This window comes from Streptomyces sp. NPDC030991, from assembly GCF_055571235.1.
Genome location: NZ_JBVIFR010000011.1, coordinates 258,656 through 271,500, shown reverse-complemented (window position 1 = coordinate 271,500; position 12,845 = coordinate 258,656). Strand labels below are relative to the sequence as shown.

The 12,845-nt window shown below is 69.8% G+C and carries 13 protein-coding genes and 1 pseudogene; 8 read left to right on the top strand and 6 right to left on the bottom strand.

Annotation, left to right across the window (positions count from 1 at the left end; translation table 11 throughout):
• Positions 1-478 precede the first annotated feature (478 nt).
• Positions 479-1,054 (top strand): hypothetical protein, encoded by a 576-nt coding sequence (locus ACZ45E_RS22225; protein ID WP_468222954.1) that lies wholly within the window; start codon positions 479-481, stop codon positions 1,052-1,054.
• Positions 1,055-1,278: 224 nt separating this feature from the next.
• Positions 1,279-1,548: pseudogene (locus ACZ45E_RS22220) on the top strand (hypothetical protein); the annotation flags it as partial.
• 223 nt (positions 1,549-1,771) lie between these two features.
• On the opposite strand, the gene ACZ45E_RS22215 reads toward ACZ45E_RS22220, so the two are convergent.
• The gene (locus ACZ45E_RS22215; RefSeq protein ID WP_468223116.1) at positions 1,772-1,957 is read right to left on the bottom strand and encodes a hypothetical protein; all 186 of its coding nucleotides are present in this window, start codon (positions 1,955-1,957) and stop codon (positions 1,772-1,774) included.
• Positions 1,958-2,135: 178 nt separating this feature from the next.
• Between ACZ45E_RS22215 and ACZ45E_RS22210 the strand changes: the two genes are divergently transcribed.
• Complete coding sequence (locus tag ACZ45E_RS22210) at positions 2,136-3,038, top strand: Bax inhibitor-1/YccA family membrane protein (protein WP_468222952.1); 903 nt, start codon at positions 2,136-2,138, stop codon at positions 3,036-3,038.
• A 92-nt stretch (positions 3,039-3,130) separates the two neighbouring features.
• Here ACZ45E_RS22210 and ACZ45E_RS22205 read toward each other — a convergent pair whose 3' ends face one another.
• Together ACZ45E_RS22205 and ACZ45E_RS22200 are read right to left on the bottom strand one after the other, a co-directional pair.
• Positions 3,131-3,514, bottom strand: a complete 384-nt coding sequence (locus ACZ45E_RS22205; protein ID WP_468222949.1) for an ankyrin repeat domain-containing protein — start codon at positions 3,512-3,514, stop codon at positions 3,131-3,133.
• Between the two features lie 97 nt (positions 3,515-3,611).
• Entirely contained in the window at positions 3,612-5,075 is a 1,464-nt protein-coding gene (locus ACZ45E_RS22200) for a catalase (RefSeq protein WP_468222946.1), read from the bottom strand.
• Between the two features lie 201 nt (positions 5,076-5,276).
• Here ACZ45E_RS22200 and ACZ45E_RS22195 point away from each other — a divergent pair, with 201 nt between their 5' ends.
• The 3 genes from ACZ45E_RS22195 (at position 5,277) to ACZ45E_RS22185 (ending at position 7,952) form a co-directional block, all read left to right on the top strand.
• Complete coding sequence (locus tag ACZ45E_RS22195) at positions 5,277-5,765, top strand: SsgA family sporulation/cell division regulator (RefSeq protein ID WP_468222945.1); 489 nt, start codon at positions 5,277-5,279, stop codon at positions 5,763-5,765.
• Between the two features lie 63 nt (positions 5,766-5,828).
• Positions 5,829-6,377: a CGNR zinc finger domain-containing protein gene (locus ACZ45E_RS22190; RefSeq protein ID WP_468222944.1), complete on the top strand. Its 549-nt coding sequence runs from the start codon at positions 5,829-5,831 to the stop codon at positions 6,375-6,377.
• A gap of 225 nt (positions 6,378-6,602) precedes the next feature.
• Entirely contained in the window at positions 6,603-7,952 is a 1,350-nt protein-coding gene (locus tag ACZ45E_RS22185) for an epoxide hydrolase family protein (protein WP_468222942.1), read from the top strand.
• A gap of 316 nt (positions 7,953-8,268) precedes the next feature.
• Here ACZ45E_RS22185 and ACZ45E_RS22180 read toward each other — a convergent pair whose 3' ends face one another.
• Positions 8,269-8,757, bottom strand: a complete 489-nt coding sequence (locus ACZ45E_RS22180; RefSeq protein ID WP_468223107.1) for a TetR/AcrR family transcriptional regulator — start codon at positions 8,755-8,757, stop codon at positions 8,269-8,271.
• Positions 8,758-8,987: 230 nt separating this feature from the next.
• Here ACZ45E_RS22180 and ACZ45E_RS22175 point away from each other — a divergent pair, with 230 nt between their 5' ends.
• Both ACZ45E_RS22175 and ACZ45E_RS22170 read left to right on the top strand, forming a co-directional pair.
• Positions 8,988-9,869, top strand: coding sequence for a Bax inhibitor-1/YccA family protein (locus ACZ45E_RS22175; RefSeq protein WP_468222940.1), 882 nt, complete (start codon positions 8,988-8,990; stop codon positions 9,867-9,869).
• 272 nt (positions 9,870-10,141) lie between these two features.
• The gene (locus ACZ45E_RS22170) at positions 10,142-11,170 is read left to right on the top strand and encodes an alpha/beta fold hydrolase (protein WP_468222938.1); all 1,029 of its coding nucleotides are present in this window, start codon (positions 10,142-10,144) and stop codon (positions 11,168-11,170) included.
• A gap of 35 nt (positions 11,171-11,205) precedes the next feature.
• On the opposite strand, the gene ACZ45E_RS22165 is transcribed toward ACZ45E_RS22170, so the two are convergent.
• Positions 11,206-12,006 carry a GNAT family N-acetyltransferase gene (locus tag ACZ45E_RS22165; RefSeq protein ID WP_468222936.1) on the bottom strand — a complete coding sequence of 267 codons (801 nt, stop codon included), beginning with the start codon at positions 12,004-12,006 and terminating at the stop codon, positions 11,206-11,208.
• Positions 12,007-12,120: 114 nt separating this feature from the next.
• Positions 12,121-12,696, bottom strand: a complete 576-nt coding sequence (locus ACZ45E_RS22160) for a TetR/AcrR family transcriptional regulator (RefSeq protein ID WP_468222934.1) — start codon at positions 12,694-12,696, stop codon at positions 12,121-12,123.
• Positions 12,697-12,845: the final 149 nt, after the last annotated feature.

Below are 12,845 nucleotides of genomic sequence, written 5' to 3'. Positions count from 1 at the left end.
AATGCCCGTACTGGTGGCCGGCGCCGTATTCGCGTCAGGTTGCGGAGCTCCGAAAGAGCCAGCCACCCAAGGAGCCCGGACCCCCCTCGCGCAAACCTTGAAAACGCTTCTTCCGAAGGGAGGGAAATTCCACGTATCAGAAACGCAGGACCGCCAGAGAATTCCCTCGAATGCTGCCTCTCTGGCTCTCAAGAGAAACGGGGCCGAGGGGCGCGTAGTCGTATCGGCGAGCCGCCTCCCGACTCCCGTCGACCCGGCGGCCCTGAGCTGCCCGGACAGTGCGCTGCACCCGCACAGCGCATGCACGACGGTGAGTTATCGCGGGGGGACACTGGTTTCCGAAAATTCTCCGGTCGATGAATCCCGCCCCGCTGCCGCCCGACGACTCACCGCCGTTCTCACGTACCAGAACGGCCGTCAGCTCGTGATCTCGGTGTCGAACGCCCCGGCGGCCCTGCCGACCCCGTCAGAGCCGAACTTGCCTCACCGAAGTCCGTCTCTGCCGCTGACACAGCAAGAACTCGCCGACATCGCCGGATCGCCCACATGGAAGCCGATCCTGGCCATGCTGCCCGCGCCGGTACACAGGCCCGCACCGAGCATCGACCAGTCCGTACCGGCCGACCACATCACACGTGTCATCGTCGACACGCTGCCCCGGGAAGTGCGGGTGGCCGACCAGAGTGGGCAGCCCGGTTACGGCCACCTCACCGTCGACGACGGACACGGCAAGTGCCTCATAGCCGTCACGGTGCAGCGCTGGAAACCGGCCGACCCGACCATCGGCAAGATCTTCGGCAAGGCGCGCAGACTCGCCGACGGCACACTTGTCACGACCGGCACCGGCCCGGCGACGAACGGCGGCAAGGGCGCGATCGAATGGCGGGCCGACTCCCTGAGCTCCGACGGGCTCCGCGTACTGGCCACCGAAGTCAACGCCCGCGCCTACCAACTCCCCGGAACACGTCGCACGCCGGTACTGAGCCTCACCCAACTCACCGCGCTCGTACGCAGCGATGCGTGGCGCGGGACCGAGTCCGCGCGGCAGAACTGACGCCTCGCCAAGTGGAGGACCAGTGCCCTGACGCCACGGCTCCCTGCACGGGCTGCTCTTCCTGGCCAGGCGGCGGTGGTGGCCGCCCTCGGGACAGTGACCGACCGGGATGGCCGCTACCGGCAGCCTCCTGAGCTGCACCTGACCGAACGAGGATCGCTGTCGGGCCCGCGCGCTGTCCGCGGTCGGGGGTCACGAGCGCGGTCTTCGAACTTTCCGTCCCAATGGTCGGGGGCGCGGTGGGACCGCCTACCGAAATGCGGCGGCCGCGGCGAAGACTGGCGCCCTGGACTGGGGCACTTCCTCGCGGGGCGCGGCCGCGCAAGCCACGCTCCGAGTGCGCGCAGAGAAAGGGCCGCGTTTCTCACGGGATACGACCCGGTTCCGGCGGCACCTTACGCCGCGGCGTACCGGGTGGTGAGAGTCTCCCGTATGAAAGGGGGATCGGCGCCGTGTGCGCGGTGAGGGCTGAGTGCCTCTCCCATGTCCTGGACCAGCGGATCGAGCACGGCGTGTGGGGCGGCATGACCGAGCGAGCGCCGCGCCCTGCTGCGCCCGTCGCTCGGCCGTCCCCTCCTGGCGCCCTCTCCTGGAGACGGCACACGGCGAGCACGACCGTCGTCCGGAGCTCGAAGAGGACGCGGCCGCTTCCTGACGGGACGGCCCGTAGGGCGGGGGCGGTGCGCGAACCACGTCTGCGTAGGCCGATGCGTGATCTCAGAGGAAAGCGCTGCTCGCGGGGCCGTACCCGAACAGGGCCACGGACTGGGACCACGACCACACGTGGGCGGTGTCGGGCCATGCTCCGGCGGTCGGCTGCGGCGGCAGACCGCTCTGCGCCGCACCGGGACGGAGAAGGGGCTCGGTCGCCCGGTCGGACTCCGTGGTGAGTGGGGAAGACATGGTGACGCCTGCCTGTCTGGTGGGTGTGTTCCGTTCCGGGGTGGCTGCTTCAGCATGCTCTTGCGTGCGTAACCCGTCAAGATGGTTACCTACCTTTAGTAACTGCCTTGACGGGTTACTGGCCTCGTGTGAAGCTGAGACTCCCACCAGGAACAACCACACCGAAGCGGGCGAACGCGTGCAGACCTACAAGAAGCAGATCGGGCGGAAGCAGGACCACGAGGGGCCGGCCCAGGAGAGCCAGGCCGCCGCGAACGAGGCAGCGGAGGCTCACCGGGCGTGGCTCATGGAGGAGCGTTCCTTCACCAGCAGCAACCCGGTGCTGTCGCGGCGCCTGCCCCCGAGGCGCGGCGGCGCCGAAGCCGCCCCCGCATACGAGAGATCCGGCTCCGTCCTGACGGTGAACGCCGTCCTCGGCCGGACGGCCGCCGCGTTCGGCGCCGCCGCGCTCGCCGCCGTCTGGGCCCTGGCGGCCCCACCGGTCGACCCCGGTGACCTCGGGGCCTCGTACGCCCTGGCCGGCGGGGCCGGCCTGACCGCCCTCGCCCTGGGGACGGCCCAGTACCTCCGGCGCCGGCCTTCACCAGCACTGATCCTCGCCTTCGCGGCCTTCCAGGGCTTCCTCCTCGGCACCCTCGCCACCACCGTCTCCACGCACTTCTCGCCCGGTGTGCTGAGCCAGACGGTCCTGGGCACCCTCGCGGTCTTCGCCGTCGTCCTGTCGGCGTCACGGCGCGGCCTGTTGCGCGCGACGCACCGCGTCCGGGCCTTCGCGGGGGCGGCCGTGGCCGGACTGGTCCTGCTCGAGGTGGTGGACGTGCCGCTCACCCTCCTCACCGAGGGCGCGGGGGTCGGCTTCCGCAGCGGCATGCTCGGCATCGTCCTCGGCGTCCTCGGTGTCGGCTTGGCGGCCGCGTTCCTCTCCCTGCACCTGCGGCAGGTCGAGGGCGCCGTCGCCGCCCGCGTCCCCGCCGAGCAGGCCTGGACGGCGGCTTTCGGCCTCGTACTGACGCTGGTGTGGCTCTACGTGGAGACGGTCCGGCTGCTCACACTCGTCCGGGAGGGCGACGATGCCTGCTGAGACATACATGTGACGAAACAGCCCCCTTGCGTGGTCGACGCCGACGAGCCGCTGGTGACGACCTATTGAGCGCAGGTGCGCCGGAGCCGGGCCTAACGGCCGTGCAGCAGGTGGCCGCGGCCGAACAGGGCAGCCGCCGCGCGGGCCGTCGGCGTCCCCGTGTCGAGGTCCGCGCCCGCCTCGACCAGGACGGTGCTGACGTCGTCCGCACCCTTGAACAGCGCGCCGGCCAGGGCGACCTGACCGCGGGCGTTGGGCAGATCCGGGTCGGCGCCGAGCCGCAGCAGGGCCCGTACCGTCTCCGCGTGACCGTGGTAGGCGGCAAGCATCAGCAACGTGTTGGACTGCGCGTCGGCCGTGTCCACAGGCAGCCCGTGCGCCACGAACTCCGTCAGCTGCGCGGTCTCCCCGGCGCGGGCCAGCTCCATGGCGACGGCGACGACGCGCTCCGTCTGCTCGGCGGTCAGCGGGGTCATACTCTCTCTCCTCGGCATCCGTACATATGGCTCGCGGGGTGCGCCCCGCACACCCGTGGAGTGTGCGGGGCGCACCCGTCCGCGGGGCTTCCTGCGGTCAGAGCCGGCCGGCGGCCAGCGCCTCGATCGCCTTGCGGACGCCCTCACCGTAGGCCGGGTCGGCCTGCGTGCAGTTGCCGATGTGACGTTCGATGGTCTGCGGGGACGCGCCGTCGATCGCGCGGGCGGTGTTCTCGAAGAGCACTTGCTGCTGCTCGGGGCTCATCAGCCGGAACAGATTGCCGGGCTGCTCGAAGTAGTTGTCGTCGTCCTCGCGGAAGTCGAACCGGTCGGCGACGGCGCCCACGGCCTGGCTCGGCTCGCGGTAGGCCGGCTGCTCCTGCCAGCGGCCGTACGAGTTCGGCTCGATGCCCGGGGTCGCGCCCTGGTTGCCGTCCACGCGCATGGCGCCGTCGCGGTGGTAGGAGTTCACCGGGTTCTTCGGGGCGTTGACCGGTATCTGGTGGTGGTTCACACCGAGGCGGTAGCGCTGGGCGTCACCGTAGGAGAAGAGTCGGCCCTGCAGCATTCGGTCGGGGGAGTAGCTGATGCCCGGGACCACGTTGGCAGGGGTGAACGCGGCCTGCTCCACGTCGGCGAAGTAGTTGGCGGGGTTGCGGTTCAGCTCCCACTCGCCGACCTCGATCAGCGGGTAGTCCTTCTTCGACCACACCTTGGTGAGGTCGAAGGGGTGGAAGCGGTAGTGGTTCGCGTCGGCCTCCGGCATGACCTGGATGAACAGCTTCCACTTCGGGAAGTCACCGGTCTCGATCGCGTCGAAGAGGTCACGCTGGTGGGACTCGCGGTCCTTGCCGACGAGCGCCTCGGCCTCGGCGTCGGTGAGGTTCTTGATACCCTGCTGGGTGCGGTGGTGGAACTTGACCCAGAACCGCTCGCCCTCGGCGTTGATGAGGCTGTAGGTGTGCGAGCCGAAGCCGTGCATGTGCCGGTAGGAGGCCGGGATGCCGCGCTCGGACATCACGATCGTGACCTGGTGCAGCGCCTCGGGGAGGTTGGTCCAGAAGTCCCAGTTGTTCTCGGGGTCGCGCAGGTTGGTGCGCGGGTCGCGCTTCACCGCGTGGTTGAGGTCCGGGAACTTCAGCGGGTCGCGGAAGAAGAACACCGGCGTGTTGTTCCCGACCAGGTCCCAGTTGCCCTCGTCCGTGTAGAACTTGAGGGCGAAGCCGCGGATGTCCCGCTCCGCGTCGGCGGCACCGCGCTCGCCCGCCACGGTGGAGAAGCGGGCGAACATCTCGGTCTGCTTGCCGATCTCGGAGAAGATCTTCGCGCTGGTGTACCGCGAGATGTCGTGGGTCACCGTGAAGGTGCCGAACGCGCCGGAGCCCTTGGCGTGCATCCGGCGCTCCGGGATGACCTCACGGTCGAAGTGGGCGAGCTTCTCGAGAAACCACACATCCTGCAGGAGCATCGGCCCGCGCGCTCCGGCGGTTACGGAGTTCTGGTTGTCGGGCACCGGTGCGCCGGCGACCGTGGTCAGCGGCTTCTGGTTGTTCTCGGGCAAGGCGCGCTCCTTATGAGTGTCCGCAGTACGAGTGTGCGTCCCTGCGGGATATCTGGAAAACACCCTATATTAGACAGAGTCCAAGTCAAGGGAGTGTGAGTCATTCACCGTCAAGTGACTGATGGCCCGGCAGCCGGACACGGTCACCATGGGGGAGTCGACGACCCCAACCACCCACCATGAAGGGGAGAACCCGTCATCATGAACGGCGAACAATCCGGCCGGCGGGACCGCCCCATCCAGGCCGAGGCCCTGCCCGTGCTGCCTCTGGTCATAGAGCGGGTCCTGGACGAGGACCTACGTGTGCCGGTGTGCGCGGAGTTCCGCTTCGACCCGGGCATGCCCCTGATCGTGTCCGCCACGTTCACCCACGGCTGGTCGTCCGTCACCTGGCGCATCGGCCGGGAACTGCTCCACCGCGGCCTGTCCGAGGACGTCGGTGACGGCGATGTGCAGCTCTGGCCGACGCAGTACGACGAGGGGATGGTGTGGCTGATACTCGACTCCGAGCGTCGCAGCGCCGTCTTCGAACTGCCGGTCCCGCCCCTGGCCGACTGGATCCAGGCCACGTACCGGCTGGTCCCGGCGGAGGCCGAGGTGGACGCCCTGGATTTGGACACCTTCCTGGCGGGGCTGTTCGGCGACGGGGAACGCCCGGCCGACGGCCCTGGCGGCGAAGGGGACGCGTGATGCCGGAGGAAGTCACCGTTTCATGGGGTTGCATTCCGGCCGCTAACTGTTCAGAATGGTTACGTGAATCATGCCTTTCCCTGTGGGACGCTCCCTCTCGACTTCGTGGGCACGCTGCGCGCACGACGCAACGACCTGCCGACGGAGAAGCTCGCCACCCCCGAGCTGCTCGACGACTGGTTCGTGGAGTCCGGGATGCTCGATCTGGCGCCGGGCGCGAGCGAGGTGGACCTCGCCATCGCCATCGACCTGCGTGAATCCATCTACGATCTGGCCGTCGCACGGATGGACGGCAAGCCGCTGCCCGCCGACGCGGTCGCCGAGCTGAACCTCCACGCGTCGGGCATGCCCGTCACACTGCGGCTCGGTCCCGACGGTACGACCCGCACCGGTTCGGTCTCGCAGGGGCTCGCGGCCCTCGCCCGGGAGGCGGTCGAGATCCTCGGCGGTCCGGACGGGGACCTGCTGCGTGAGTGTGCCCGCCCCGAGTGCACCCAGACCTACCTCGACCGCTCCCGCGGCCATCGCCGGGAATGGTGCGCGATGCGGACCTGCGGCAACCGGGTCAAGGCCGCCACCTACCGGGCCCGCCAGAACAGCACCCAGGGCTGACGCCCGCCCCGTCCGATGGGCCCTCAGGCTGCCATGCCTGTAGGGCCCATTCGTCGTTCCGCGCATGTTGCCTTCCATCCGGCCGAACGGCTGCTCACACGTATGAAGCGTAAGCAACTTGACTGGCACTTTGAGATACGTATGATCACCATGTGTGAATAGGTCACCGCCTGAACCGGTATCTGCATGGGCCGGCTCAGCACCCCCGATCCAAGGAGCCCCCACATGGATACGACCGCAGACGCGGGCAGCACCACGGGCCGCCGCCGCTTCATGGGGCTCGCCGCGGGCGCCGTCGCCGCCACGCAACTGGGGCTGGCCGGCGGGGCGCAGGCCGCGACAGCGGGTCCGGCCACCCCTGCCACGGTGTCTGCCCCCGGCACCGCAGACCTGCCCCCCGGAGTCCGCCCGTTCCGCATCGGGGTTCCGCAGCAGGACCTCCGTGACCTGCGCCAGCGCCTGCGGGCGATCCGCTGGCCGGACCGTGAGCTCGTCCGCGACCGATCCCAGGGCGCCCAGTTGGCGAAGGTCCGTCCGTTGGTCGAGTACTGGGAGAGCGGGTACGACTGGCGCAAGGTCGAGGCAAGACTCAACGCGCTGCCGCAGTTCATCACCGAGATCGACGGCGTGGACATCCAGTTCGCCCACATCCGCTCACCGCACCCCGACGCCCTGCCGATGCTCATGACACACGGCTGGCCGGGCTCGATCATCGAACTCCTGAAAATCATCGACCCGTTGACCAACCCGACGGCACACGGCGGGCGCGCCGAGGACGCCTTCCACCTCGTGTTGCCGACGTTGCCCGGCCACGGCTGGTCCGGAAAGCCGAGGACGACCGGGTGGAACCCCGCCCGCATGGCGACCGCGCTCCACCGGCTCATGCACCGCCTCGGCTATCAGCGGTACGTCTCCCAGGGCGGCGACCACGGTTCGATCATCGCGCAGATCCAGGCCACGCAGCGGATGGAGGGTCTGCTCGGCATCCACGTCAACATGCCGGGCACCGTGCCCCCGGACGTCCTGCGCCACCTGCGCAACTTCGACGCTGCGCCCTCGACCCTCTCCGCCCGCGAGAAGCTCGCCTACCACCGGCTGCTGCACTTCTACCGTGACGGTTTCGGTTACGCGGCGATGATGAACGAGAGCCCGCAGACCATCGGTTACGCCCTCGCCGACTCGCCCCTGGCGATGGCGGCGTACTACTACGACAAGATCGCGGAGTGGACCGACTCCGGCGGCGAACCCGAGAAGGTCCTCACCTACGACGAGATCCTCGACGCCATCTCGCTGTACTGGCTTACCAACACCGGGGCGTCCTCCTCCCGCCTCTACTGGGAGGGCACGCAGACCGGAGGCGGGCCGTTCAACGCGGTCGACATCCCCGATGTCCCGGTGGCGGTCACCGTGTTCCCCCGCGAGATCTATCCCGCGCCGCGGAGCTGGGGCGAGCGGGCCTACGGCAACCTCATCCACTGGAACGAGGTCGACAAGGGAGGCCACTTCGCCGCCTGGGAGCAGCCCCAGTTGCTGGCCCAGGAGCTGCGCACCGCCTTCAGGTCACTGCGCGACTGAACACCGGGCCGACCGCACACGTGCGCCGTGCGGTCAGCCAGGCCGCCGGACGTCGGACGCCGCTGAGGATGAAGGAGTGGGTGCCGGAGGAGAGGGCCATGGCGGCCTCCGCGTGTGGTGTGAGACTGCGCCGACACCGACATGGTGCGCAGGTGCCGTCTCTCCGTCGGGCCGACGAGGACACGAAAGAGGGCGGCCGAAGGGGTGCCGCGGCTGACGGATGAGGGACGGGTGTTGACGGACTCGGCGTCGGCTCTTTCCCTTGGCCACCAGTGATTCGAGGGCGTTGCGCAAGACCTGTGCCGCACCCGGCCGGTCAGGCAGGTCCGAGGCCCTTCAGCAAGGTGTCGACGACGAGGTCCGCCGCCTGCCCGTCGGTCAGCTCGGGCAGGCGCCGGACCACGAGATGCATCAGCTCGGGCAGCAGCGCCTGCGCCCAGCCGTCCGGCACCCCGGCCCTGAACGTCCCCTCCTCGACGGCGCGTTGCACGAACGCGTCGACCTCCCGGACCGAGGCGTCCCGCCGCTCGCGGATCGCGTCGTCGGCGAGCATGCGGGTGAGATCGACCGGCCAGGTGCGGTTCACCGCGATGATGTTCTCCACGTAGCGGTGCAGGGCCACCGCCACGGGGGCCTCGCGCAGGCGCGCGTCGGCGATCGCCCGCTCGATGGCTTCCAGCCGGGACACGTAGATCGCCGCGAGTAGTTCCTCACGAGTGTCGAACCGCCGGTAGACGGTCCTGCGGTCCACACCGGCCTCCGCGGCGATGCTCGCGATGCTCGCGCCCGGATCGGCGGCGAGCATGCGTGCACCCGTGGTCAGGACGGCTTCGAGATTGCGTGCGGCGTCGGCCCTCATAGACGTCAGTGTAATCGAATCTTGTGAATATACCCCCGTGAAGTGGCACGTGAGTGGGCGTTTGGGCACACCAAACACCTCATGTATGGGTCTATCCATGCCGTGGGCGCCTGCGCGTCGCGCCGATTGCCAGGGAGGCTGCGGCCGCGCACCACCGCGGCCCCGGAGGGAACGTCATGCGCAGTAGTAATCCGGTCTTCTCCCGGTGGGGCCGCGGCAGTGGCGACGGCTGCGTCGACCGCACGATCCAGCGGCTCGAACCCGTGCCCGTCGGCGCGGCGGCCGGGGCGGACCCGGCCGTCCCGGCCCTGACCAACCCCTATGGCGCAACCGCCGGCCCGTCCACCGCGCAGGGCACCCGGAGCACCGCCGGGACGGCGATGACCATCGATGACGTTGTCGTGCGCACCGCCGCCACGCTCGGCACGGTCGTGCTCACCGCCGCCCTCTCCTGGATCCTGCTCCCCGTCGACAGCACCGGGATCGGTCGGTCCTACGGCATCGCCTTCGCCGCCGCCCTCGTCGCGTTCGCCCTGTCCATGGTGCAGAGCTTCAAGCGCACACCCTTTCCGGCGCTGATTCTCGGCTACGCGGCCTTCGAAGGTGTTTTCCTCGGCACGGTCTCCAGCGCCACCTCGGTGTGGATCGCGCCCGGCGTCGTCGTCCAGGCGGTGCTGGGTACCATGGCGGTGTCCGCGGGTGTGCTGATCGCCTACCAGCGCCGCTGGATATGTGTCGACCGGCGCTTCCAGGGTTTCGTCCTCGCCGCGGCGACCGGATTCCTGCTGCTGCTCGTGGCGGACCTGCTGTTCTCCGCGTTCGGCGCGGGCAACGGCCTGGGCTTCCGGAGCGGTGCCCTCGGCATCGTGTTCGGCATCGTCGGCATCGCGCTCGGCGCGGCCTTCCTGGCCCTTGACTTCAAGCAGGTCGAGGACGGCATCACGTACGGCGCCCCGCGGAACGAGGCCTGGTTCGTGGCCTTTGGCCTCACCACCACCCTGGTGTGGATCTACCTCCAGGCGCTCCAGTTCCTGTCGATTCTCCAGGGCGACAACTGACCGCCCTCCCCGTACGCCAACGCGTTCCTGCGCCTCTGTGACCTGCGGCAGAGCGGCCCGGAGGCCCCGCCCGGAATCCGCGGCCACCGGGCGCTGGAACGGACACCGTAGCCGTAGCGGTCTCAGGTCGCACACCTTGGCGTGTCCGATCCACACTTTTCCTCCTTGACATGTATGCAAGGGGGGAGGAGTCTTATCACCAGTCAATATGGTGACTTTGAGTGCGGCGGGTGTGCGACACGTATGTTCCGCCGGGTGACGAGAGGAACGACGTGATCAGCAGACGCAGGGTGTCCCAGGCGGTGGCGACGGCGGCCGGCACGGTCGGGCTCCCCGGAGCGGGCCAGGCCGTCGCCGCCGCGCAGAGGACGGCCTCCGCCGCGTCCGGGGCATACCAAGGGCTCGGCCCACTGCGGCACGTGCGCACCGACGCCCTGGACATCGCCTACCACGCTGTCGGCCCGGCGGATGGCGTACCGGTCATCCTGCTGCACGGCTGGCCGTTCAGCCCGGTCGGTTCCTACGCGGAGGTGGCACCGCCCCTCGCCGACCGCGGTTTCCGGTGCTACATCCCCTATCTGCGCGGCCACGGTGAGACCAGGTTCCGCCATCGGGACACCTTCCGCTCCGGACAGCAGGCTGCCATCGGCGCCGACCTGATCGAGTTCATGGATGCGCTCGGCATCCGGCGGGCCCTGTACGCCGGGTACGACTGGGGCGGGCGCGCCGCCAACGTGGCCGCGGCCCTGTGGCCCCACCGCTGCACCGGCCTGGTCTCCGTCAACGGCTACCTCATCCAGAACATCGCCCGCGCCCAGGAGCCACTGGCACCCGCCCTCGAACTGGGCTTCTGGTACTTCTTCTACTTCCTCACCGAGCGCGGGGCCAAGGGGCTGGAGCGCGACAGGGAGGACCTGGGCCGCGTCGTCTGGCAGCGCAACTCGCCCGAATGGCAGTTCACGGAGGCGGAGTTCGCGCAGACCGCGTCGTTGTGGACCAACCCCGACTACGTCGCGGTCACGCTGCACAGCTACCGCCACCGCCTCGCCGCCGCCCCGGGCGCGCCCCGCTACGAGAAGCTGGAGCGCCGCCTGCTCGAACAGCCGACGATCCCCGCCCCCACCGTCACGCTGGACGGCAAGGCCGACGGCGTGACGCCCTGGACCGACGGCAGTACCTACAAGCCGCACTACACCGGGCCCTTCGCCCACCACGTGGTCCCCGGGGCGGGCCACAACCTGCCCCAGGAGCGTCCGGACGCCTTCGTCTCCGCGATCCAGGAGGTCCACGACATGGGCTGAGCCCGGCGCAACCGGGGCGACGGGGCAGGGCCCGCTCAGTCCTGCAGGGCGTAGAAGCGCATCGGCGAGTTCGGCTCGAAACCGATCCGCGGGTAGACCGGCGCCCCGGCGACCGTCGCGTGCAAGGTCGCCCGGCGCGCTCCGGTGGCCCGCGCCCCTTCGTACAGCGCCTTGCGGGTGACCGCCTCGCCGTAACCGCGGCGCTCCCAGGCCGGATCGGTGGCGACGAGCGCGACGAACAGGCGCCCCTCGGCCTCTACGGTGGCGGCGCAGGTCACCGGCACGCCGTCCCGCACGCCGAGATAGGCATGCACCTGGTCGCGCCACATCGTGGAGCCGGCGATGCCGTCGCGCCCGTCCTCCACCTGGAATCCGTAGGCACGGGAGTTGATGTCCGCGTACGCCAGCAGGTGTGCGTCGGTCGTCACCCGGACGAACGTCAACTCGGCGTGGGATGGCTCGGGTAGAGGCAGGAAGTCTCCCGCCATCCCCGTGCCGGGAAAGGCGAACACGAGCCCGGCGCGCCCGGCCGCCGCGTCCAGCGCGGCGGCCGCGTCCTCCTGGAGGAGGTCGTCGAAGACCCACAGGAAACCGGGCTGCCTCTTCGACCGCATGATCTCCGCGGCCTCGTCGAGACGGCGGCTCACCAGCGCGGTGTCCGCTCCCACCTCGGTCAGCGTGAGGCAGTTCCAGAAGGGGAAACGGCAGTCGGCCCACCGGACGGCGATGCCGGGCAGGTCGCGGACGTCGGCGTCCGGGTCACGGTCGAGCACCATGGCGCGCCAGACCACGGAGAGTTGTTCCATCGATTCGATCGAGTCGGCGAGCGCATGCATCAGAACTCCTCAGGTCGTCGCGTGTGCGAGATTGTGCCGCTCCTGGTGAACGACAGGGGGTGGTCGCGGAGTTCGCCGGAGTGCGCACACCTCGCCCCGGCATGGCCGGAACCGTCAGTCCAGCACGCGGAGCGCGCCGGACACGGCGGCCTCCAGAAAGACGCGGTCCGCCCGCGCGTTGCCCATGACGTGCAGCCCCTGGATGAACGTGGTGAGGAAGCGGGCCAGCTCCACCGGTTCGTGTCCGGGCCGCAGTTCACCGCTGGCCCGGGCCCGCTCCAACGCGTCGACGAGCACCGACTCCACCGCCGCCATGGTCGCCTTCACCCGCTCGACCGTGGCCGTGTGGGCGGCGCGCTCGGTCGCCGCGTTGACCAGCAGGCAGCCCCGTTCCGGGTCCGCGACATCGGCCGCGGCCAGGGCGAGCAGCAGTTTCCGCAGCGCGGCCCGCACATCGGTGGTGGCAGCCATCCGTTCTCCGAGGGTGTGTACCAGTTCTTCACAGTAGTGGCCGAGAGCGCGGGCGTAGAGGCCCTCCTTGGAGCCGAACGCCGCGTACAGGCTGCCGCTGCCGATGTTCAGCCGAGCCGTCAGCTGGGGCATCGGTGTGGCGCCGTACCCCTGCTTGGCGAACAGGCGGGTGGCCCGCTCCACTGCCACGTCCGTGTTGAATGCCCGAGGGCGCGCCATGGGTATGTCCCTTTCTGGGGTTCGCACGTGTGGAGACTGTCGCAGGCCCGCGGGCCGCAGGCATGAGTCGATCGACTGCACGGTCGACCGCGGGAGCAGGGCCCCCGAAGCGTGGGATCCGGCCGGCAGGCGCGTGTGCCGCGCGGGCA